Source organism: Hominimerdicola intestinalis (genome assembly GCF_054655215.1).
Genome location: NZ_BAAHNZ010000013.1, coordinates 1 through 22,115, shown reverse-complemented (window position 1 = coordinate 22,115; position 22,115 = coordinate 1). Strand labels below are relative to the sequence as shown.

The following is a 22,115-nucleotide window of genomic DNA, read 5'->3' as shown; positions in this document are numbered from 1 at the left end:
GGTTTGCTGACAAATACATTAAAAGCGTTTATACCATTTAATGCAGTATGTTTTTTGAAATTATCAAAAATTTCTGCTCTTTTTTCAGGCGGAACAAAATGCAGAACTTCTGAACAAAAAAGAATATCAAACTAATTTTCAAGCTTGAAATCAAGTAAATCAGCAACAAAAAAATTAATGTCCACATTGTGCTTTTTAGCTAATCTGAAAAGAGATATATCAGAATAATTCTACCTTTGGTTGAATTAAAGCTCCGCAATAGCTTTCTGAAGCTTTTCGTCTTTAGCCTTTACTCCCTCGATCATTTCTTTTTTAGCGTCCTCAAGCTTGTCCGCAAGAGTTTCGTCCGAAAGCGCAAGCATCTGGACAGCCAGTACCGCCGCATTCCTAGCTCCGTTTATAGCAACTGTAGCAACGGGGATACCGGAAGGCATCATTACTGTTGCAAGAAGAGCGTCGAGTCCGTCAAGTGCAGCTGATTTAATTGGAATACCGATAACCGGCAGCGTAGTGTGACCTGCAATAACTCCTGCCAGATGAGCCGCCATTCCGGCAGCGCATATTATAACTCCGAAGCCGTTTTCCTTTGCCTTTGAAGCAAACTCAGCGGCAAGCTCAGGAGTTCTGTGAGCTGACATAACTCTGCATTCTACAGGCACTCCGTATTTTTTCAGCTCGCATACAGCGTCCTTAACAATCGGAAAATCGCTGTCCGAGCCCATAATGACCGCTACTTTTTTCATAAAATATCCTCCCGCAGTATTTGTTAATAAAAAAACTGCAACTATAGCGTTGCAGTTTTATTTTTGACTGAAATAATATGATTAGAGTGCAAAAAACCAAGAACACGTCCGCATACATCGGACATATCCTTTGAAATATAAGAGAAACGCTCTGAAAAAACGGTTTTTTCGGAAACTGCCGTTTTCATTCCTTATCCTCCTAAAGCACTCGATAATATAAAGCTCCGCCGCACCGCCTTTTACCATAATTTTACGACGTGAGAACATAGAACCTTACATTAATATTGTACTATACTTATATAGAAATTTCAACACCATAATATATAAAATTTATAACGAATAAAAATAGATTTATTGTGTAAAATCACTATATATTGAATCTGGGAGGCATACTGTCAGGATATGTGCCGGAGGAGGGATTTACAGAGCCTTCAGCCATATTATCCACAAGCTGATGCATTTCTTCTTTGGAACGGACGCTGTGAGTGCTTGAAATAAGCTGCTCCTTCTGATCGGAGGAAAGCCTTGTGAAGTAATCCATAGCCAGAGGATTTTGAGCCATAGCCATTGCAAGTCCCAGAGGCATATCAAGACCGTTTGAATAATTTCTCTTATCCATTCTTATCGTTCCTTTCATAAAAAATTTCCCGGGAAATACCCGTAATAATATTTTTACCTCAATTGCTTAAAATAAACCGCGTAACGCTGAAAAACTATATTTCTTATTGGTTGACAAAATGTAAATATCATGTTAAAATAATCTGAGATCATATGACGCGGCAAAAGCGTAATTCTTTGAAAGGGACAGGATTTTTAATGGAAAATCTTTCAAATATAAAAGTGATAAAGGACGTACTTGAACGGCACAGCTTTACATTTTCTAAGTCGCTGGGGCAGAACTTTCTGATAAATCCTACGGTATGTCCGAAAATTGCGGAAATGGGCAACGCCAGGAAAGGCTTTGGTATAATCGAGATAGGGACAGGTATCGGCGTGCTTACCAACGAGCTTGCAAAAAGAGCGGACAAGGTAGCCGCTGTAGAAATTGACAAGCGCCTTATTCCTGTTCTTGAAGAAACGCTTGCGGAGTATTCAAACGTCAGGATAATAAACGGCGATATTATGAAGACCGATCTTTCAAAGCTTATTGAGGAGGAGTTTGAAGGATTGGAGGTCGCCGTATGCGCAAATCTTCCGTATTATATTACTTCACCCGTAATTATGAAGCTTCTTGAGGAAAGGCTTCCTATAAGATCTGTAACGGTCATGGTACAGAAGGAAGCGGCGCAGCGTTTATGTGCAAAGCCGGGAACGAGGGAAGCGGGCGCAATCACTGCGGCGGTAAATTATTTTTCTGAACCCAAGCTTCTTTTCAACGTTTCAAGGGGAAGCTTTATGCCTCCGCCTAATGTGGACAGCTGCGTTATAAGGTTCGACATAAGGGAAAAAACTCCGGAGGGAGTTACGGACGAAGCATTTTTCTTTCGGACGGTAAGGGGAGCTTTTTCTCAGCGGAGAAAAACGCTGGTAAATTCGGTTTCGGCTTCGCTTGGGATAGATAAATCCGTTGTTACAGCCGCCGCTGTACGATCCGGACTTGAGGAAAGCGTCAGACCCGAAAAGCTTACTTTGGAACAGCTGATACGTTTTACAGAGGAGCTGAGGCAGGGGACAGAGCCTTAGATCATCAATTACGATTAATGTCGTTTTGTGCAGATTAAAATATTATGATATTCCCGTATTTCTGACATTTTTCACCGTATATTTTTGCTATGATATTGATATTCAAGTCTTGCAAAATATAGGAAGTGGTGATAATATGTTAAAGATAAGGGAACGGACGGCTGCTCATACGTCAAAAAAGAGCGTCAGCGTTATCGGCTGTATTATAACAGCTGCTGCGGCTTTTCTGGCTTCTATGGGAAAAATAATGGGTTATCCGTCTCCGGTAAATGTGGCGGTCGCCGTTGTTTCGGGAAAATATATAATTCCGGCGTTCCTCGGCTCGGCGCTCAGCTACATAGTATCAGGAAATGCGGAAAACGGCATTATACAGCTTTGCACTATTCTGGTCATAGCGGGAATAAGACTGACAGTCATGCATGACAGCCGAAGGGACGATCCTGTTTTTCTGGGACTGCTTACGTCGGGGATAATGATACTTTTCAGCTGCGTTATGTCGGTTGCCGTGCCGTCTGACGCATATACGGCGTCGCTTCGCATGATAACTGCGCTGATAGGCGGCTGTCTGGTATTTATCGCAAAGACCGTAAAGCAGAATTATGAATGCGAGGGAGTATTTGAGCTTGGCGGACTGAACGGAGTTTTTGCGGCAATACTGTATATAATGACGGTCGCGACGCTTGCGGCAGTTCCTCTTCCGTATTTCAACGCCGGCAGGATCTTCGGCGCATTCGCACTGCTTGCCGCTGTTAGAAAATATAAAACGGCGGGAGGAGCGGTAGTAGGAGCGCTGACTACCTGCGGTATACTGCTGTGCAGTCCTCAGCTGGCGGGGAATACGCTTCTGCTTGCGACCTCGGGGCTTATATGCGGGGCCTTTGTACAGTTCGGAGTTCTTGCAGCGGCTTTTGTTTTTATAGGTGTATCGCTTATAAGCCTTGTCGCTATCGGAATAAATTCAGATACGTTTTTTATGTTTGCTGATCTGCTTGCCGGTTCTGTTCTGTTTATAGCCTGTCCGGTTTCATTTCTCAAAAAAACCGCCGCCCGATTTTTCGGAGTGCGCAGCTCGGTAGACCTTGTAGGCCAGACCGCTTCCTCTAGGCTGAATTTTGCTTCCAGAACTCTGGGAGATATAAGGGGGCAGATCGCTCTGGTATCTGCCGCAATTGATAAAAAAACAGAAAATGCGGATCTTAAGGTAAGAGTATGTACTGCGGTATGCGGAAACTGCGAGCTTTTCGGAATGTGCTGGAAGAAATCCAGAAATGCGGCAAAGCAGGCGTTTGAAAGGCTTGAGCAGACGGTAATGAAGTATAACGGAATAAGCGTGCTTGATGTGGAAAAGCAGCTTCCTCTCTGCTGCAGGACGGAGGCTCTTACAGACGGTTTTAATGAAATATACAAAAACCTGCTGGCTGAAAAAGCCGACAATATAAGAGTCAAGGAGCTTAGGGGGATACTTACCGAGCAGCTTTCATCAATGGAGGATATGCTGAGCGATCTGTCTTACAGAGTCGGACAGGTCAGGGCGGTAGATCCGTCGCTTTCAGCGCAGGTAAGGGACCATTTTGCTCAGCTTGGTTATCCTAACGCAAAGGCTTGCGTTTATATAGACGAGAACAGCACCCAGAGGGCGGAGGTTTTTCTTACCGCAGGTTTTAAGGGTGATCTGGTAAAGCTTACTACCGGAATAAGCGCCATTGCCGAAACCGACTTTGATATCCCTGTAATAACTCAGGTCGATAACGTAACCAAGCTTTCCTTCAACGAGCTTCCGGCTTTTGAAATACAGACGGGAACCTTTCAGGCGTCAAGCGGCGATAATGAATATTCCGGTGATACGCTGGATATTCTTGAACTTACAGCCTGTGAAAAGTATATTATTCTTTCGGACGGCATGGGTACAGGAAAGCGGGCAAGGCTCGATTCGATGTTTGCCGTTAACCTTGCATGCAGGCTGCTGAAGGCGGGATTCTCAATGACTACAGCTCACAGGCTTATCAATTCTATCCTGAGAGTAAAGGGCTGGGAGGAATCTTTTGCTACGCTGGATCTCCTCAGGCTGGATCTTTGCGGAGGAAGTGCGGAATTTCTCAAATCAGGAGCAGCTCCCGCTTATCTTTACCGCGACGGTGCGTTTAGGGTAATAGGAGGACAGGCGTTCCCGGCGGGTATTCTGGAGGATTGCCCTCCGGATACTGAGAATCTGAAGCTCTTTAAGGGAGATATAATAATAATGACCTCCGACGGCGTGAGCGAAAGTACAGTCAGACGGCTTCCGTCAGTAATAAAACGGAAAGCTTCATCTCCTGCCGAGATCGCTCAGAAGCTGGGCGAGTACGCAATGAACGTTAAAAACGGAGGAAAGCGGGACGATATTTCTATTGCGGTCATCAGCATAGACGGAAGAAAATAGGTTTTTTATATAACCAGTCTTATCGTATTGTCATTTTGCACAAATACGAGTGTTGAAATATGTGACAAACTGAAAATAATAACTAAAAGTCTTGCAAATTCGTTCAAAATCGGTTAAAATAAAAGCATGGGAATTTTTATATTTCAGTTGCTTTTCAGGAATTAACAGAATGAGAATCAAAGCGCCGCGTCGGCGCACAAAACACGGCGAAAGGAGCAATACTTCCCGCAGGAGGAGGTATGGACGGTAAAATGATCAAAAAAATACCCGAAGAATATAAACTGCCGCTTCATTTGTTTCATCAGGGTACGAATCTGATGACCTATGAATTTCTCGGCTGTCATAAAGGAGAAAAGGACGGAAGAGAAGGCTATTATTTCAGAGTATGGGCGGCTAAGGCGAAGTCGGTTTCAGTCGTCGGCGATTTCAACGATTGGGACGAGTCTGCCGATCCTATGGAAATGATAGCGGAAACCGAGGTATGGGAAGCTTTTATAGAAGGTCTGAAGCAGTTCGATACATATAAGTTTTCGGTTGTCGGCTGCGACGGCAAAACAAGGCTGAAAGCAGATCCGTACGGAACTCATATGGAGGTCAGTCCTGCGACCGGAAGCAAAATATACGATATAGACGGATACTGCTGGGGCGACGGCAAGTGGATAAAGGATAAGGAGAAGAAGGATATATATAATTCTCCGATGAACATTTACGAGACTCATCTAAATTCATGGAGAACCTGTACCGAAGGAAGATTTATGGGATATATTCCTTTTGCACAGCAGATCATCCCTTACCTTAAAGATATGGGTTATACGCATATCGAGCTTATGCCTCTTGCGGAATACCCGTTTGAGGGTTCGTGGGGTTATCAGGGAATAGGCTATTACGCTCCTACCTCAAGATTTGGCACTCCAGCTGATTTTATGAAGATGATAGATATGTTTCACCAGGCGGAAATAGGCGTTATTCTTGACTGGGTACCTGCTCATTTTCCGAGGGACGAGGCAGGGCTTTTCGAGTTTGACGGCGGTCCGTCCTACGAATACGCCGACCCTAAAAAGCGGGATCATCTTGCTTGGGGCACAAGAGTATTCGATTACGGCAGGGGCGAGGTAAGGTCTTTTCTTATTTCAAACGCTCTTTACTGGCTGGAAAAATTCCACATTGACGGACTTCGGGTCGATGCAGTAGCGTCTATGCTTTATCTTGACTATGACCGCAGGGACGGGGAATGGACACCCAACGTATTCGGCGGACACGAGAATCTTGAAGCTATTGATTTCTTTAAAAGACTCAACGAGGCGGTTTTTGCCAGAAACCCAAAGGCTCTGATGATAGCGGAGGAATCTACTGCATGGCCTATGGTAACAAAGCCGACCGGCGACGGAGGACTAGGATTCAATTTCAAGTGGAATATGGGCTGGATGAATGATATGCTCAAATATATGGCGATGGATCCTATAAACAGGGCGTTTCATCACGATATGCTTACGTTTTCGTTTTTCTATGCCTTTTCGGAAAATTTTATTCTTCCTATCTCTCATGACGAGGTAGTTCACGGTAAGGCTTCGCTTGTTAATAAGATGTTCGGATCGGATACAGACCAGAAGTTCGCTCAGGCACGGCTGTTCATGGCTTATATGATGGCTCACCCCGGCAAAAAGCTTCTGTTTATGGGCTCGGAATTCGCTCAGTTCAGAGAATGGGATTATGAGAGCGGTCTTGAGTGGTTTATGATAGAGGAATATGAAAATCACAGAAATTACTGGAAGTATATAAAGAACCTGAATCATTTCTATCTTGAGCATCCTCAGCTGTGGGAAAATGATTTTACCTGGGAAGGCTTCAGCTGGATATCCAACGACGATTACAGGCAGAGTATAATAATATTCAGGCGTTTTGACCGCAAGGGAAACGAGATAATCGCAGTCTGCAATTTCGTTCCGGTAGGAAGGACTTCATACTGTTTCGGAGTTCCTTATAAAGGCTCATATACCGAGGTGCTGAATTCGTCATCTCCCAACGGAGAGCCTTCTGTAAACGGAACGGTAAGATCCAAGCCTGTTCCTATGCACGGTTTTGACAATTCCATATGCATTGATATTCCGGCGTTTTCGGTAATGTACTTTACTGTAAAAAAGGCGCCGGTAAGGAAGGCTAAAAAAGCCGCAGATACAAAAAAGACCGGCTGCGAAAAGAAAAAGGCTCCGGTCAAAAGGAAAAGTAAGTCCGCTGCCGAATAGTTCGGCTGAAAAATAGATGAAAAATATTACATTGGTGGGTGAATTATTATGTTCAACAAAAAAGAATGCGTAGCTATGCTGCTTGCCGGTGGACAGGGAAGCCGCTTGTACGCTCTGACTCAGACTGTGGCTAAGCCTGCTGTGCCTTTCGGTGCTAAATACCGTATTATCGACTTTCCGCTGTCTAACTGCATTAATTCGGGTATTGATACGGTAGGAGTTCTTACTCAGTATCAGCCGCTTGCGCTGAATGAATATATCGGAAACGGTCAGCCTTGGGATCTTGACCGTATTCACGGAGGAGTTCATGTGCTTCCTCCTTATCAGAAAGCGTCGGGAGCAGATTGGTATTCAGGAACAGCAAACGCTATTTATCAGAATATGGCTTTTATTGAAAGATACGATCCGGAGTACGTTATTATTCTTTCGGGCGACCATATTTATAAGATGGATTACAATAAAATGCTTGCTTATCATAAGGAAAAGAATGCGGACGCAACTATTGCCGTTATCGACGTTCCTAAGGAGGAAGCCTCACGCTTCGGTATCATGATAACGGACGATAAGGACAATATCATAGACTTTGAGGAAAAGCCTAAGGTTCCTCGTTCGACGCTTGCGTCTATGGGTATTTATATTTTTACATGGTCTAAGCTAAAGGCCTATCTTATTGCAAACGAAGAGGATAAGGAAGCCAGCAAGGACTTCGGAAAGAATATTATTCCTGATATGAAGAATGCCGGAGAAAAGCTTGTAGCTTACCGCTTCGACGGCTACTGGAAGGACGTAGGAACGATAGATTCGCTTTGGGAAGCCAATATGGATCTTATAAATCCCAATATCCCTATAGATCTGTACGACCCCGCATGGAAAATCTATTCTAGAAATCCCGTGCTTCCTCCGCAGTATATCGGAAAGGGAGCATCGGTTCAGAATTCAATGGTTACTGAGGGCTGCTTTATTGACGGTTCGGTTGAATTTTCAATGATCTCAGAGGGCGTTGTTGTAGAAGAGGGCGCTGAAATATATGATTCTATACTTATGCCGGGCTGCGTTGTAAGGAAGGGCGCAAAGGTAGAATATTCTATCGTAGGAGAAAATTCCGTTATCGGTGAAAATGCTCATATAGGCGCAAGACCTGAAAATATTGACGACAAGGATACATGGGGAGTCGCAGTAGTCGGTCACAATATAAATATTTCGGACGGCGTTTCGGTAGCCCCCAAGGCGATCGTATCGTCAGATATGTAGGAAAGGAATGGCTAGACATGGATGTAAATATGGGTAATGTTCTCGGTCTTATTTTTGCGAATATGCATGATATGACCGTAGGCGATCTGACTAAAAACAGGACAATGGGCTCTATTCTTTTCGGCGGAAGATACCGTCTTATAGATTTCCCGCTGTCCAATATGGTAAACAGCGGTATTTCAGAGGTAGGCGTAATTACAAAGTCCAATTACCAGTCGCTTCTGGATCATCTCGGCTCTGCAAGGGAGTGGGATCTTTCAAGGAAGAAGGGCGGACTTTATATACTTCCTCCTTTCGGCAATGTTGACAGCAAGCTTTACAGAGGACGAATAGAGGCGCTTTACGGAGCTATGAGCTTTATAAAGCATTCAATGGCTGAATATGTCGTGCTTTCCGACTGCGATATAGTTACGAATATGGACTTTAAGCCTATAGTTTCTCAGCATATCTCAAGCGGAGCGGATATAACGATAGTAGCTCATACGGGAGTATATACAAGCGAGGATATCAAGCAGTCTACAGTTGTAAATACAGACGAGGAGGGCAGCGTCAAGTCTGTTCTTATCCAGCCGGATATAAGCGGTACCTGTACCGCAAGCCTTAATATCTTTATAATGAGCAAGCAGTTCCTTATAGATATGATCTCAGATTCTATTGCAAGAGGAAACGTCAGCTTTGAAAAGGATATTCTACAGGAAAAATGCAGGGAGCTGAATATCAAGGTATATGAATATTCGGATTATTTCAGCAAGATAACAAGCGTAGAAAGCTATTTTAAGGCCAATCAGGAACTTCTTAAACCGGAAAATGCCAGAAAGCTTTATCTGCCGAAGAGGTCTATCTATACCAAGGTCAGCGACAACGCCCCTGTAAAGTACGACCTTGACAGCTGCGTTGAAAATTCGCTTATTGCCGACGGCTGCGTTATCGAGGGCAGCGTTGAAAATTCGATACTTTTCAGAGGAGTAAAGGTAGGCAAGGGAGCAAAGGTAAAGAACTGCATACTTATGCAGGGTACAGTTGTCGGAGATGATTCCGAGGTAACGTATCTTATTACCGACAAAAATGTAACGATCAAAGAAAATCATATTCTTACAAGCGCACCAAGCTATCCTATGTATATCGGAAAGGGCGCTTCGGTATAGACAACCGGATATTAAATTCTGATCAAGAAAGAGGGCATTATTTTGAATATACTGTATACGGCAAGCGAGGCGCTGCCTTATATCGCCTCGGGCGGTCTTGCCGACGTTGCAGGTTCGCTTCCTGCGGCTATAAATGCTGAGGGGCATGACTGCAGGGTGGTGATCCCGTACTACAGCCAGATAAAGCAGGAGCTGAAGGATCAGCTGACATACTTAACTAATTTTACCGTTCCCGTTGCCTGGAGAAATCAGTACTGCGGAGTTTTTACAGGCAATATAAACGGAGTGACTTATTATCTTCTGGATAACGAGTATTATTTTGCAAGAAACGGTCTTTACGGTTTTTATGACGATGCGGAAAGATTTATTTTCTTCTCACGCGCCGTACTGGAGCTGCTTCGATATATTGATTTTAAGCCTCAGGTAATAAACGCAAACGACTGGCAGACAGCTTTGGTTCCGGTATACTATGATATATTCTACCGTTATCAGAGCGGTTACGAGGACATCAAGACTGTATTTACTATTCATAATATTCAGTATCAGGGACGCTACGGTCTTGAAATAATCAACGATCTTATGGGGATTCCGCTTTATCATACCGACCTTTTGTCGTATGACGGCGATGTTAACTTTATGAAAGCGGCTATAGAGGCTGCAGATAAGGTAACTACCGTTTCTCCGAGCTATGCATGGGAAATTCTTGACCCTTGGTATTCTCACGGCCTTGACAGGATACTTGTACATAAGCAGTACAAGCTATGCGGTTTCCTCAACGGAATAGACCAGAATGTGTATAATCCCGAAACTGACCCGAATATCGAGAAAAATTACAGTCTGAATGACAAATCCGGAAAAGCGGTATGCAAGGCGAAGCTGCTGGAGGAAATGGGAATGGCTCCGGGCAAAGAGCCTGTTATCGGAATTGTAACCAGGTTCGTTTCACATAAGGGATTGGATCTGATAAAGTATGTATTCGAGGATATAATCAGGCTCGGCTATAAATTTGTTATTCTTGGTTCAGGCGAGAAGATATATGAGGATTTCTTCAGAGAAATGCATTATCGCTATCCTGACAGAGTAGGAGTAACGATAGGCTTTGTTCCGTCGCTTTCAAAGCGGATCTATTCAGGCGCAGATATGTTCCTTATGCCTTCCCAGAGCGAACCCTGCGGTCTTGCTCAGATGATCTCCCTGAGGTACGGTACAATACCTATAGTAAGGGAAACCGGAGGACTGAGGGATTCTATTCATGACGCGGGAGCGCCGGGAGGAAACGGGTTTACATTCAAGTCCTACAACGCTCATGATATGCTTGACGCCTGCACAAGAGCAAGAGTTTATTATGACGACAGAATGAAGTGGGGTAAGCTTGTGAATCTTGCAATGAAAGAAGATTTCAGCTGGAAGAGGTCTGCAAAGCTGTATATCGGACTTTATGAGGACATTCACTAATATTTTAATATCATCTGTTTTGAAGAGCGTTCCGCATATCAGCGGGGCGTTTCTTCGTTTATGCGGTTGACATTATTAATAAAATAATGTATAATATTTTATATAATTAAGTGTTTAAATAAGATTGAGTTTAAGAATTAAATAAATTAAAGAAAATTTAAAGGAGAGGCATAAATGGACAACAAGGTAAACCTGCTGATCGAAAATATTGAAAGGGTCATAGTCGGAAAAAGGGACGCTATAAAGAAAGTTATCTCCGCAATGCTATGCTCAGGTCATGTACTGATAGAGGACGTTCCGGGCGTAGGAAAGACCCAGCTGGTTTCGGCTCTTGCCAGATCAGTTGAGGGGAAATTCAACAGAATACAGCTTACTCCTGATATAATGCCGTCTGATATAGTCGGATTTTCAATGATAAACCCCGAAACAAGACAGCTTGAATATAAGCAGGGAGCTGCAATGTGCAATTTTCTGCTTGCCGATGAGATTAACCGTGCCTCGCCAAAATCACAGTCCAGCCTGCTGGAGGTTATGGAGGAGCATCAGATCTCCCTCGACGGGAAGACCTATGATCTGCCTGCTCCGTTTATGGTGCTTGCAACACAGAACCCTGTTGAGACATATGGAACATATCATCTTCCTGAAGCGCAGATGGACAGATTTATCATGAAAATATCAATGGGCTATCCGACTGCCGAAGAAGAGCTTGAGATCATGGAAAGAGCCGAAAACGGAGCGGATATAAGAAACGTTACCTCTGTAATGAGTGTAGACGATGTTGAGAAAATGATCTCTGAGGCGGCTAAAACCGTTACCGCTCCAAGTATCAAGCAGTATATAATAGATCTTACAGCCGCAACGAGAAATTCGGATTATGTAAAGCTCGGCGTATCTCCCAGAGGTAGCATAGCCTTGCTTAAAGCTTCCAAGGCTTACGCATTCGTTGAGGGAAGGGGTTATGTTGTTCCGGACGATGTAAAGGCGGTTATGACAAGCGTTTTGGCTCATCGTCTTATGCTTTCCCCTAAGGGAAAATCTGCCTTTGATTCAAACGAGCAGGCTATGGAACATATATCTCTCAGCGTAAGCGCTCCGACTGACGGCGGTAACTGATATGAAGCACTTTATTGCGTATTTGTTCTGCATTGCTGTTGCGGCGGCAATAGCGGTTCTTATTGACGGAAGCGGCGGAGTAATGATAGGACTGATCCTTATTACGGCGCTGATAGTATCAGAACTGGTGCTGCTGTTTTTCAGAAAAAAGATAAGCTTTGAGACCGAATGCTCACAGAATCTGCTTTCCAAGGGCGATGTGCTTGAAGTAACTGTCAGGCTGAAAAAGCAAACCGTACTGCCGACGCCCTTCATTGAAGTGGAGCTGACGTCATCGTTACAGCTGGAGGCTAAGGATAAAACGGTATACAGACTTGCTCTGGCTTCTATGAATTATGAAAAGATAATAGTTCCGTTTACTGCGGTCAGCTCGGGAATGTCCTTTGCAGCAGTTAAAAGTATCCGTCTTATGGACTTTCTCGGGATATTTTCGATATCGGTATTTGATAATAATAAGCTTGAACAGAAGCATGATATACGGGTGCTTCCGAGTATTCCCGATACAGGCGTTCAGGCTGAAATTTTAAGGACAACATCTGAAAACTCCGGCTTTAACGATTCTGAGGAGGAAACATCTGAAACCGCAGCAGGCTCGACGGGCGTTCCCGGCTATGAGCATAGGGTGTATACTCCGGGTGATCCTATAAAAAAGATAAACTGGAAGCTGTCCTCAAAGCGGGATATTTACATGGTAAGACTGGACGAAAAGCTTACGGTAACAAGTCAGGTATTTGTTCTTGATATTCCGCAATTTGAAAATGTGACGGCGCAGGATCACAGAAATTTTGACATAGTCACAGAAGGCTGTCTTGCAATGCTGTCTATGCTTGTTTCACAGGGAATGGAAAGCGATGTTTACTATTATAAAGACAAATGGAATCATGTTAATATAAAAAATATGGGCGGACTGCTGGAGCTTCAGGAAAAGCTGTCGGGCTTTTCTCCGGTCACGCCGCCTGAACGTGTTCCTGCCGAGGCTTTGAAGTCCGGTGCGGCTGTTATTTTTACAGCTGTCGATATAGCGCATGAGAGCTTGTCGTATGAAATTTTCGGAATAAAGGATGCGGTTTTCGCAGCGCATGAAAACTGCGGCTTTACCGCAATTGACAATCTCTGGATATGCACATCGGATTTTGAATTTAAAAAGCTTACTTAGATATGTATGACGAATAATGAGATCATTTAAGATTATTATTGAACGGAGGAGATCCAGGGCGCTGAAACGGCGTCTATGATCCTGCCATTTTGCCTATGAATAAAATTATAAAAAATAAAGATACGCTTATTGATAAAGCGGTAAAATATATTCTTCCTGTTCTGCTCGGTGCGGCTGTAGCCTATGACGTTATAGAATGCTATTATTCCGAACGTGCTTGGATCTTTACGTTTTTGTTCCTTGTTGCCGAGGCGCTGCTGTTTATTGTCTTTGACTGGCTGAAAAGCAAAAGGTATATTGGAGCGCTGATATATACGGCGGGCTTTGCAGCATTAATTTTCTTTTCAGGTCTTATGCTTAGAAACGGAAGCTTAAACAGCAGAATATATTTTGTAGACTGGTTTTATCTGGACAGGAATAATGCGGGCTTTGTTCTTGAATATTTCTACGCTCTTTTTGCCGGCGGCGGATTTTTCCTGATTTCTATAATATATTATTTTACTCAGGTAAGATACAGAAGTCTTGGTTCTATGCTCTGCGTACTTTTTCCTTTTGTTATTCACGCAAAGCGCGCCGAGCCTATGAGCGACCTTCAGGCCGCAGTGCTTATTACTCTTTTTCTTGCGGTAATGGTCCACAACCGACAGCTTTCGGTCAAGGAAAAAAATACAAGGGTTGTAATGAACCTTTCCTACATTATTTCAATAGCTCTGTTTGTTTCATTCTGCGGTGCGGCGGCAATGGTTATCCCGAAGCCTGAAATAAGATCAATGCTTGAAAACGACGCTACGGCTTTTGATCTCGACGCGGGGGATACGGACGACGCGACTGCTGATTATTCACAGCTAAGTGACGTTTCGTCGGCAAGATACGGCGGAAGCTTTACAAATAAGATACTGTTTTACTTTGAATCTGATTACAAGGCTCCGGTCTATTATCTGAGGCGTCAGGCGTTTGATGAATTCTCAAACGAAAGATGGCGCATTAACAGAAATTCTGATAAGTATTCTGATTATTCCTATTTTACAGATCCTCCTGTAGGCGGATACGAAATATATAACGCTATGAAAGAGCTTGCTGAAACAGGAAGGTATGAAAAATACGGTCTGACTTCGGATAAATTTGCTCAGGAAAACGCTGTTCTGAAATCAAAGTTCAGGGTTTATGGCAACGGCTTCAGTGCGTCATACATTCCTGCTCCGCTCGGTGCGGTTTCAGAGGGTTTCAGTGACGCAAATAATAACATATTTACGAATGCCGACGGCGAAATATATTTGTATAATCCCGGTATAACATACGATTATACAATGGATTACTATCCTCAGACGGAAGAATTTTTCGCTTACGCAGAGGGTCTTGAAATAAGCGGAGAGGATTATGCAGCGCTGCTTGAAGAAGCTTATAAAAACGGAGATCTGACAGACGTAAGACTTTATACAGAGTATCAGAAAGCGGTAAATTACAGCACCGGCGATATTGAATATTCCGAAAGGCTTGAAAAGCTAGCGCATGATATTACGGAAAACTGCCTTACGGATTTTGAAAAAGCTCAGGCTCTGTGCGATTATTTTGAGGATCAAGGATATATTTACGATCTGGAATATATTCCGGACGACAAGTCTATAGATTATTTCGTATTTGAAAGCAAAACGGGAAGCTGTACAAGTTATGCTACTGCAATGACTCTTATGGCTCGGATATGCGGACTTCCGGCAAGATATGTGGAGGGCTTTGCCGCTTATGAGTATACCGATTCAGGTTCAGTAGCAGTACGCGACGCTCATGCTCATGCTTTTGTAGAGGTATATATTCCTGGCGCCGGCTGGATAACATTTGACCCTACGGTTTCGGATTATATGGAGGACTACTCCCAAAAGTCCAATTTCAGCTTTACAATTTTCGCTCAGTATTTCAGTAAGATACTTATTTTTATCGGAGTCGTATTTTTTATAGTTTTTATTGTTCTGCTTGACAGAATAATGGAAGCTGTGTTCCGTATAAGGCTCAGGTTTGCTAAAGGCGGAAAACGTATCGTACTGCTTTACGGTCATATCATAAGGCTTCTGGAATATTCCTCTAAGGACGATCTGTCAGCCTATACGCCCGATATGATAATAGAATATGCCGCAGAAAAACGTTCGGTTTCGGTGGAAGCGGCGGCAAGGCTTTTTGAAAAGACCTGCTTCGGAGGTCAAGAGCTGAGCAGCACAGAGTTTGACAGTGTCTATTCAGTTTACAGATCATCATACAAATACCTGCGTAAAATACCTAAGGTAAAGGTCAAATAGAAAAACCGGCTTCGGAAACGGAGCCGGTTTTTTGTGCAGAAACTTCTGTCAATGTGTAATTATGCACAAATGATCAGTTTACAGCCAACTGCATAATTGTAATTATAGCCGAATTTTTCGGCAGATAAAAAAGATTTTTCAGATTTCACTTGACTTAACAGTTAACCTATGCTAATATTATTAAAGAAGTTAGCTATAGCTAACTAAATATCTGATAAAGGAGTATGAGTATGATGCCTTTGACTTTTGCAATTGCAGGAGAAGAAAACATGATAAAAAAAGTCGGCGGAAACCCTGAAACAAGAAAATTTCTGGAAAATCTCGGCTTTGTAGCAGGGGGAAGCGTTACAGTCGTTAATCGGATAGGAGGAAATGTAATTGTAAACGTTAAGGAATCCCGGGTGGCAGTTTCAAAGGAAATGGCGAGTAAAATTATGATATAGATCTATGAACGGAGGAAATTATATGACATTGAGGGAAGCTAAGATAGGTCAGACTGTTAAGGTAAAAAGACTTAACGGCGTAGGCGCTGTAAAACGGCGGATAATGGACATGGGAATAACAAAGGGAACTGATGTATTTATTAGAAAGGTTGCGCCGCTGGGGGATCCGATCGAAGTTACAGTCAGAGGCTATGAACTATCCCTGAGGAAATCCGACGCAGAAATGATCGAAACCGAATGAACCTTATTTTGTTATGAAAACGAGTTAGCGACCGCTAACGAAAAGACTGATCAGGAGGACAAATAATGAGTATAAAAATTGCGCTTGCCGGTAATCCGAACTGCGGAAAAACAACGCTGTTTAATGCGCTTACCGGCTCTAATCAGTTTGTCGGCAACTGGCCCGGCGTAACGGTAGAAAAAAAGGAAGGAAAACTTAAAAGTGATAAAAGCGTTATAATAACCGATCTTCCGGGCATTTATTCGCTTTCGCCTTATACGCTTGAAGAGGTAGTTGCAAGAAATTATCTGATAAACGAGCGTCCGCAGGCTATTTTGAATATTATAGACGGAACAAATCTTGAAAGAAATCTTTACCTTACAACTCAGCTCACAGAACTTGGTATCCCTGTAATAGTTGCAGTTAATATGATGGACGCAGTCCGTAAAAGCGGGGATAAGATCAATACTCAGCAGCTTGCGGGGGAGCTTGGCTGCGAAGTAGTTGAGATTTCAGCGCTTAAAGGCGAAGGGGTAGAGGAAGCGGCAGGCAGGGCGGTCGAAGCTGCCAGGCGTGGAATTCCGTGTATTCCTCAGCATAGCTTCTGCGGCTGTGTTGAACACGCGTTAGCTCATATCGAGGAAGCCGTTCTGCATGATATACCTGAGGAACAGCAGAGATGGTACGCTGTTAAAATATTTGAGCGTGACGAAAAGGTACTTGAGCAGCTTCAGATACCTGAGAAAACCAAAGCTCATATCGAAGCGGATATCTGCGCTGCTGAAAAGGAAATGGACGACGATGCGGAAAGTATTATTACAAACGAGCGTTACATATATATTGCGTCAATAATCAAAGACTGCTGTAAAAAGAAAAATAAAGGAGCGCTTACAGCTTCTGATAAAATAGATAGGATAGTAACTAACAGGTTTCTGGCTCTGCCGATTTTTGCGGCTGTAATGTTTATAGTTTACTTTGTATCGGTTTCCACAGTAGGAACATGGGCTACCGATTGGGCTAACGACGGAGTATTCGGAGACGGCTGGCACTTGTTCGGGATTGGCTCTTCCGATTATGAAGTTGACGCTGAGAAATATGATGAAAGCCATGCCGGACCTATAATTGAAGCGTTTGAAGCCGCCGCTTCCGAAGCAGGAGCTGTAGACGAAAACGCTTCTGCGGACGGTGAAACAGCGCTTGTTAAGGAACTGGCAGAAAATATAACTGCCGCTGCCGAGATACGGGATGATGAGGGAAATATTGAAGAGGAAATACCCGTTACATATCAGAGCTATCTTAAGGCTCTTGAAATTGAAGAACCTGATCCGGCTGATTACGGTGTATGGATTCCCGGAATTCCCGAAGCAGTCGAAAGCGGTCTTGACGCTGTCGGCTGTGCAGACTGGCTGAAGGGACTTATTCTTGATGGCATTATCGGAGGCGTAGGAGCGGTTCTGGGATTTGTTCCGCAGATGCTTGTGCTGTTTATTTTCCTTGCTTTTCTTGAAGCCTGCGGATATATGGCGAGAGTAGCTTTTGTAATGGACAGGATCTTCAGAAAATTCGGACTTTCAGGAAAATCATTTATACCAATGCTTATCGGAACGGGATGCGGAGTACCGGGTATTATGGCGAGCCGCACTATTGAAAATGAGCGTGACCGCAGAATGACGATCATGACTACTACCTTTATTCCCTGCGGAGCCAAGCTTCCTATTATCGCTCTTATTGCAGGAGCGCTTTTCAACGGTGCATGGTGGGTTGCGCCGAGCGCTTATTTTGCAGGTATTGCCGCAATCGTCATATCGGGTATCATTCTGAAAAAAACCAAGATGTTTGCCGGAGATCCCGCTCCGTTTGTAATGGAGCTTCCGGCATATCATATGCCTACGGCTATAAACGTTCTCCGCTCAATGTGGGAGAGAGCGTGGAGCTTTATTAAAAAGGCAGGAACGATAATTCTGCTTTCGGCAATTATTCTCTGGTTTCTTCAGGGCTTCGGAGCAGAAAACGGCTCATTCGGAATGGTAGAGGATCTGAACAATTCGATCCTGGCGAAAATAGGAAGTGCGATCGCATGGATGTTCGCTCCTCTGGGATGGGGCAATTGGCAGTCTGCTGTTGCCACGATTACAGGTCTTATCGCAAAGGAAAATGTTGTCGGCACATTCGGAGTATTGTTCGGAGGCTTCGGCGAGGTAGCGGAAAACGGCTGGCAGGTTTGGGCTAATATGAGAGAAGCGTTTACTCCTCTTGCGGCATATTCCTTCCTTGTATTCAATTTGCTTTGCGCACCGTGCTTTGCGGCTATGGGAGCAATAAAGAGAGAAATGAACAACGGAAAGTGGACGGCTTTTGCAATAGGCTATCAGTGTGTGTTCGCTTATGTGATCTCATTGATAATATATCAGATCGGTCTTATATTTACAGGCTCGGTAAATGTTATAGGACTTATGGCCGCACTTGCGCTTACGGCGTTTATGATCTACATGCTTTTCAGACCGTATAAGGAAAACGCAGGAACTTCCGTAAAAGCTGAAGCTTGATAAACAGAAAGGAGGCTCGTTATGAGTACATTTATAATTTCTGCGGTTATTGCGGCTGTGGTGATCTTGATAATTATCAAGTTGGCTAAGGACAAAAAGAAAGGCAGAACTTCATGCGGCTGCGGCTGTACAAACTGTCCCGGCTCTTCAATATGTCATAAAGCCAAATAGTATAAAATAAACTGCGCAGATAAACCATTATATCCGCGCAGTTTATTTACGGCCGCTTGTTTTCTGATATTATTCTGTTTAGCACTTCGGAGGAAATTACCATAAGGATCATAAATATAAGAAGATAATACGGATATATCACCGAACCTGTTAAGGAGGCGATAAGACCGAACAGCGGCGGCATAAATAATGAGGTGTGATAGCGATAGCGGCAAAAAGCTAATAAAATCAATGGTTTTGCGGACAGCGGATAGACAGGGAATGTGTTAAAAACTGAATACGCACACAAGCGGCGTTACCTTAACCCCTTTTGGGGAGAAAGTAACGCCGTTTTTTTATGCCCGCAGGAAAGGAGGTACAGCCGGAATGTATTTCATAAAAGGCAAGCAGCGGGCATTTGAACTGCTCATGCAGCAGAAGCCGGGATTTGACCGCTATCAATCCGGTTGTGCCGGAGATGATGAAGATTGCGGCACTTGCCGTTTCTACCGCCCCGGGTGGAAATATGAGTTTTGCGTTTTCAAAGAGTGTCCCTATTGCCCCGGCAAAAGGACGCGGAAAACGCCCGCCAGCATGGACAAATAGACGGGCAAAAGCCCTTGTGTCATGCGGCTTTGCAGACGCGAAAACGGCAAAGGGCATATTGCAATACCAAAACAGCCGAAAACGGCTTTCTAATTGTCCACGCAGACCAAGAGAGGAAGTGAGGAAAAATGGCAGTTTTCAGAGTGGAGCGAAATACGGGATATACCGTTATGAGCAACCACCACTTGCGAAACAAGGAATTGTCCTTAAAAGCAAAAGGCTTGCTTTCGCAAATGCTGTCCTTGCCGGAGGATTGGGATTATACCCTTGCGGGCTTATCCCATATCAACCGGGAGAAGATCGACGCAATCCGCGAAGCGGTAAAGGAACTCGAAAAAGCCGGATATATCGTGCGCAGCCGGGAACGCGACGAAAAGGGACGCTTGCGGGGCGCGGATTACGTCATATACGAGCAGCCGCAGCCGCGAGAGCCGGAAGCAGCTACCAGCGTCGGACAGCCGCCTATATTGGATTTACCTGCGTTGGAAAATCCAACATTGGAAAATCCAACGTTGGAAAAACCTACGCAGGAAAAACCTACGTTGGAAAATCCAACGCAATTAAATAAAGATATATCAAGTAAAGAAAAATCAATTACTGATTTATCAAGTACCCATTCCTTTCCATTCCATTCCCTAAATCCCTTGCCCTTTGAGCAGGGCGAAGCGGCTTCGCCGCCGGAAAGGAAAAGAACGGAAGCGAAAAGCAATAGCGCAGTAGAGATTTACAGGGAGATTATCAAGGACAATATCGAGTATGACATTCTCATTCAAGACCCCAAAATGGACAAAGACCGCCTAAATGAGATTGTTGACCTCATGCTGGAAACCGTCTGCACAGCGCGAAAGACAATCCGTATTGCCGGGGACGACTACCCCGCCGAACTGGTGAAATCCAAATTTTTGAAGCTGAACAGCAGCCATATTGAGTTTGTTTTGGATTGCATGAGGGAGAACACAACCAAAGTGCGCAACATCAAGCAGTATCTAAAAGCGGTGCTGTTCAACGCGCCGAGTACCATTGACAGCTACTATACCGCCCTTGTCAATCACGACTTATACGGCGGCGAATGAGCATAGCCGCATTTTACCGGGAAAGGAGTTGATACCTTGCAGGAGGAAGTAACCCAAAAAACGATTGCCCTATACGTCAAAGTGGGAAAAGGCGCGGCGCGGCTTACCGAACAGGCGTTGCAGAAAGCAATCCAAAAGTTTTTGGAGCAGAAAAGCAAGCCCGCGCATGGGAAACAGACCATGCGGCAGCTTATGAAGCAGAACGCGGGTGTTTCCAACATCGAGATCACCGACAGCAATATTAAAGCCTTTGAGAGTACGGCGAAGAAATACAACATAGATTTTTCGCTGAAAAAGGTTAAGGGCGAGCAGACCCGCTACCTTGTGTTTTTCAAAGGCCGGGACGCAGACGTTATGACCGCAGCGTTTCAAGAGTTTTCCGCAAAGAAGCTGAACAGGGAGAAAAAGCCCTCTATCCGCAAAGCCCTTGCCGCTGCAAAGGACAAGGCAAAGCAGCTTAACGCCGCCCGCGACAAGGTAAAGAAAATGGACAGGGGGCGCGAGATATGAAGCAGATTAACTACAAAAAGCTAATACTTCCGAATATCCCCTATGTGTTCTTTGTCTATCTCTTTGATAAAGTCGGACAGGCGGTGCGGCTTGCCCCCGGCGCGGATATTTCCGCAAAGATACTGAATATCACGCAGGGATTTTCCGCAGCCTTTGAAAGTGCCTTGCCGAGCATTTACCCGCTGGATTTGCTTGTCGGCATTGTCGGCGCGGTGATTATCCGCTTGATTGTCTATGTCAAAGGGAAAAACGCGAAGAAATACCGCAAGGGCGCGGAGTACGGCTCTGCCCGATGGGGAAACGCCGAAGATATTAAGCCCTACATAGACCCGGAGTTTCAAAACAACATCATTTTGACACAGACGGAACGCCTTACCATGAACAGCCGCCCGAAGCAGCCGAAGTACGCAAGAAATAAGAACGTCGTCGTGATCGGCGGCAGCGGCAGCGGAAAAACAAGGTTTTTCGTCAAGCCGAATTTAATGCAGCTTCATTCCTCTTACGTCTTGACAGACCCGAAAGGTACGGTTTTGATTGAGTGCGGGAAGCTGCTGCAACGGGCGGGCTACCGCATTAAGGTACTGAATACGATTAACTTCAAAAAATCTATGCACTACAACCCCTTTGTGTATATCCGCAGCGAGAAAGATATTTTGAAGCTGGTAAACACGTTGATAGCGAATACCAAAGGCGAGGGAGAAAAAAGTGCGGAGGATTTTTGGGTAAAAGCGGAAAGGTTATTGTATTGCGCATTGGTTGGCTACATCTGGTATGAAGCCCCCGCCGAGGAAATGAACTTTATTACCCTGTTGGAACTTATCAACGCCAGCGAAGCCCGCGAGGACGACGAGGAATATCAAAGCCCCGTCGATCTGCTGTTTGCCGACTTGGAAGAACGCGACCCCGACCATTTCGCGGTGAAGCAGTACCGAAAATATAAATTGGCGGCGGGAGATGTATGCTCTAAGTGACTTCTTAATCATGGTTTTTGTCATGGTTAGTGAAGCAGTCACTTAGAGCATTTTCATTTCAGGAGGTACAGCCATGAGAAACGAGAAAATCACCCCTCTG

Annotated in this window: 19 protein-coding genes and 1 pseudogene; 17 read left to right on the top strand and 3 right to left on the bottom strand. The window is 44.3% G+C overall.

What is annotated here, in order from left to right; translation table 11 throughout:
• Window positions 1–245 precede the first annotated feature (245 nt).
• From purE to ACYQ0H_RS10655, 3 genes are all read right to left on the bottom strand, one after another.
• On the bottom strand, window positions 246–743 hold the full coding sequence (purE, locus tag ACYQ0H_RS10665; protein ID WP_459812821.1) for a 5-(carboxyamino)imidazole ribonucleotide mutase: 498 nt from the start codon (window positions 741–743) through the stop codon (window positions 246–248).
• Window positions 744–784: 41 nt separating this feature from the next.
• Window positions 785–931 (bottom strand): hypothetical protein, encoded by a 147-nt coding sequence (locus ACYQ0H_RS10660; RefSeq protein WP_459812820.1) that lies wholly within the window; start codon window positions 929–931, stop codon window positions 785–787.
• Window positions 932–1,110: 179 nt separating this feature from the next.
• Window positions 1,111–1,362, bottom strand: coding sequence for a hypothetical protein (locus ACYQ0H_RS10655; RefSeq protein ID WP_459812819.1), 252 nt, complete (start codon window positions 1,360–1,362; stop codon window positions 1,111–1,113).
• A 197-nt stretch (window positions 1,363–1,559) separates the two neighbouring features.
• Between ACYQ0H_RS10655 and rsmA the strand changes: the two genes are divergently transcribed.
• From rsmA to ACYQ0H_RS10570, 17 genes and pseudogenes are all read left to right on the top strand, one after another.
• Entirely contained in the window at window positions 1,560–2,426 is an 867-nt protein-coding gene (rsmA, locus tag ACYQ0H_RS10650; protein WP_459812818.1) for a 16S rRNA (adenine(1518)-N(6)/adenine(1519)-N(6))-dimethyltransferase RsmA, read from the top strand.
• Window positions 2,427–2,562: 136 nt separating this feature from the next.
• On the top strand, window positions 2,563–4,845 hold the full coding sequence (locus ACYQ0H_RS10645) for a SpoIIE family protein phosphatase (RefSeq protein WP_459812817.1): 2,283 nt from the start codon (window positions 2,563–2,565) through the stop codon (window positions 4,843–4,845).
• Between the two features lie 239 nt (window positions 4,846–5,084).
• On the top strand, window positions 5,085–7,088 hold the full coding sequence (gene glgB / locus ACYQ0H_RS10640; RefSeq protein ID WP_459812816.1) for a 1,4-alpha-glucan branching protein GlgB: 2,004 nt from the start codon (window positions 5,085–5,087) through the stop codon (window positions 7,086–7,088).
• Between the two features lie 48 nt (window positions 7,089–7,136).
• Window positions 7,137–8,339: a glucose-1-phosphate adenylyltransferase gene (locus ACYQ0H_RS10635; RefSeq protein ID WP_459812815.1), complete on the top strand. Its 1,203-nt coding sequence runs from the start codon at window positions 7,137–7,139 to the stop codon at window positions 8,337–8,339.
• 17 nt (window positions 8,340–8,356) lie between these two features.
• Window positions 8,357–9,484: a glucose-1-phosphate adenylyltransferase subunit GlgD gene (gene glgD / locus ACYQ0H_RS10630; protein ID WP_459812814.1), complete on the top strand. Its 1,128-nt coding sequence runs from the start codon at window positions 8,357–8,359 to the stop codon at window positions 9,482–9,484.
• Between the two features lie 42 nt (window positions 9,485–9,526).
• The gene (locus ACYQ0H_RS10625) at window positions 9,527–10,939 is read left to right on the top strand and encodes a glycogen synthase (protein WP_459812813.1); all 1,413 of its coding nucleotides are present in this window, start codon (window positions 9,527–9,529) and stop codon (window positions 10,937–10,939) included.
• A 174-nt stretch (window positions 10,940–11,113) separates the two neighbouring features.
• On the top strand, window positions 11,114–12,052 hold the full coding sequence (locus ACYQ0H_RS10620; protein WP_459812812.1) for an AAA family ATPase: 939 nt from the start codon (window positions 11,114–11,116) through the stop codon (window positions 12,050–12,052).
• A gap of 1 nt (window position 12,053) precedes the next feature.
• On the top strand, window positions 12,054–13,208 hold the full coding sequence (locus ACYQ0H_RS10615) for a DUF58 domain-containing protein (protein WP_459812811.1): 1,155 nt from the start codon (window positions 12,054–12,056) through the stop codon (window positions 13,206–13,208).
• Between the two features lie 95 nt (window positions 13,209–13,303).
• Window positions 13,304–15,496: a transglutaminase-like domain-containing protein gene (locus ACYQ0H_RS10610; protein WP_459812810.1), complete on the top strand. Its 2,193-nt coding sequence runs from the start codon at window positions 13,304–13,306 to the stop codon at window positions 15,494–15,496.
• A 230-nt stretch (window positions 15,497–15,726) separates the two neighbouring features.
• Entirely contained in the window at window positions 15,727–15,939 is a 213-nt protein-coding gene (locus ACYQ0H_RS10605) for a FeoA family protein (protein WP_459812809.1), read from the top strand.
• Between the two features lie 22 nt (window positions 15,940–15,961).
• On the top strand, window positions 15,962–16,180 hold the full coding sequence (locus tag ACYQ0H_RS10600) for a FeoA family protein (RefSeq protein WP_459812808.1): 219 nt from the start codon (window positions 15,962–15,964) through the stop codon (window positions 16,178–16,180).
• Window positions 16,181–16,245: 65 nt separating this feature from the next.
• Complete coding sequence (gene feoB, locus ACYQ0H_RS10595) at window positions 16,246–18,705, top strand: ferrous iron transport protein B (protein ID WP_459812807.1); 2,460 nt, start codon at window positions 16,246–16,248, stop codon at window positions 18,703–18,705.
• A 21-nt stretch (window positions 18,706–18,726) separates the two neighbouring features.
• Window positions 18,727–18,876 carry a FeoB-associated Cys-rich membrane protein gene (locus tag ACYQ0H_RS10590; RefSeq protein ID WP_459812806.1) on the top strand — a complete coding sequence of 50 codons (150 nt, stop codon included), beginning with the start codon at window positions 18,727–18,729 and terminating at the stop codon, window positions 18,874–18,876.
• A 366-nt stretch (window positions 18,877–19,242) separates the two neighbouring features.
• Window positions 19,243–19,461 carry a hypothetical protein gene (locus tag ACYQ0H_RS10585; protein WP_058118389.1) on the top strand — a complete coding sequence of 73 codons (219 nt, stop codon included), beginning with the start codon at window positions 19,243–19,245 and terminating at the stop codon, window positions 19,459–19,461.
• Window positions 19,462–19,589: 128 nt separating this feature from the next.
• Complete coding sequence (locus tag ACYQ0H_RS10580; RefSeq protein ID WP_058118388.1) at window positions 19,590–20,534, top strand: DUF6017 domain-containing protein; 945 nt, start codon at window positions 19,590–19,592, stop codon at window positions 20,532–20,534.
• A gap of 36 nt (window positions 20,535–20,570) precedes the next feature.
• Entirely contained in the window at window positions 20,571–21,044 is a 474-nt protein-coding gene (locus tag ACYQ0H_RS10575) for a PcfB family protein (protein ID WP_002604484.1), read from the top strand.
• A pseudogene (locus ACYQ0H_RS10570) lies at window positions 21,041–21,997 on the top strand (type IV secretory system conjugative DNA transfer family protein); the annotation flags it as partial. The gene ACYQ0H_RS10575 and the pseudogene ACYQ0H_RS10570, both read left to right, overlap by 4 nt.
• Window positions 21,998–22,115: the final 118 nt, after the last annotated feature.

What these genes read in the sequence shown, in the direction of transcription:
- ACYQ0H_RS10645 (WP_459812817.1), top strand. Translation starts at nt 2,563, where the DNA reads ATGTTAAAGATAAGGGAACGGACGGCTGCTCATACGTCAAAAAAGAGC.
- ACYQ0H_RS10655 (WP_459812819.1), bottom strand. Translation starts at nt 1,362, where the DNA reads ATGGATAAGAGAAATTATTCAAACGGTCTTGATATGCCTCTGGGACTT.
- feoB (WP_459812807.1), top strand. Translation starts at nt 16,246, where the DNA reads ATGAGTATAAAAATTGCGCTTGCCGGTAATCCGAACTGCGGAAAAACA.
- ACYQ0H_RS10600 (WP_459812808.1), top strand. Translation starts at nt 15,962, where the DNA reads ATGACATTGAGGGAAGCTAAGATAGGTCAGACTGTTAAGGTAAAAAGA.
- glgB (WP_459812816.1), top strand. Translation starts at nt 5,085, where the DNA reads ATGGACGGTAAAATGATCAAAAAAATACCCGAAGAATATAAACTGCCG.
- ACYQ0H_RS10615 (WP_459812811.1), top strand. Translation starts at nt 12,054, where the DNA reads ATGAAGCACTTTATTGCGTATTTGTTCTGCATTGCTGTTGCGGCGGCA.
- ACYQ0H_RS10610 (WP_459812810.1), top strand. Translation starts at nt 13,304, where the DNA reads ATGAATAAAATTATAAAAAATAAAGATACGCTTATTGATAAAGCGGTA.
- rsmA (WP_459812818.1), top strand. Translation starts at nt 1,560, where the DNA reads ATGGAAAATCTTTCAAATATAAAAGTGATAAAGGACGTACTTGAACGG.
- ACYQ0H_RS10605 (WP_459812809.1), top strand. Translation starts at nt 15,727, where the DNA reads ATGATGCCTTTGACTTTTGCAATTGCAGGAGAAGAAAACATGATAAAA.
- ACYQ0H_RS10585 (WP_058118389.1), top strand. Translation starts at nt 19,243, where the DNA reads ATGTATTTCATAAAAGGCAAGCAGCGGGCATTTGAACTGCTCATGCAG.
- glgD (WP_459812814.1), top strand. Translation starts at nt 8,357, where the DNA reads ATGGATGTAAATATGGGTAATGTTCTCGGTCTTATTTTTGCGAATATG.
- ACYQ0H_RS10590 (WP_459812806.1), top strand. Translation starts at nt 18,727, where the DNA reads ATGAGTACATTTATAATTTCTGCGGTTATTGCGGCTGTGGTGATCTTG.
- ACYQ0H_RS10620 (WP_459812812.1), top strand. Translation starts at nt 11,114, where the DNA reads ATGGACAACAAGGTAAACCTGCTGATCGAAAATATTGAAAGGGTCATA.
- ACYQ0H_RS10660 (WP_459812820.1), bottom strand. Translation starts at nt 931, where the DNA reads ATGAAAACGGCAGTTTCCGAAAAAACCGTTTTTTCAGAGCGTTTCTCT.
- purE (WP_459812821.1), bottom strand. Translation starts at nt 743, where the DNA reads ATGAAAAAAGTAGCGGTCATTATGGGCTCGGACAGCGATTTTCCGATT.
- ACYQ0H_RS10580 (WP_058118388.1), top strand. Translation starts at nt 19,590, where the DNA reads ATGGCAGTTTTCAGAGTGGAGCGAAATACGGGATATACCGTTATGAGC.
- ACYQ0H_RS10635 (WP_459812815.1), top strand. Translation starts at nt 7,137, where the DNA reads ATGTTCAACAAAAAAGAATGCGTAGCTATGCTGCTTGCCGGTGGACAG.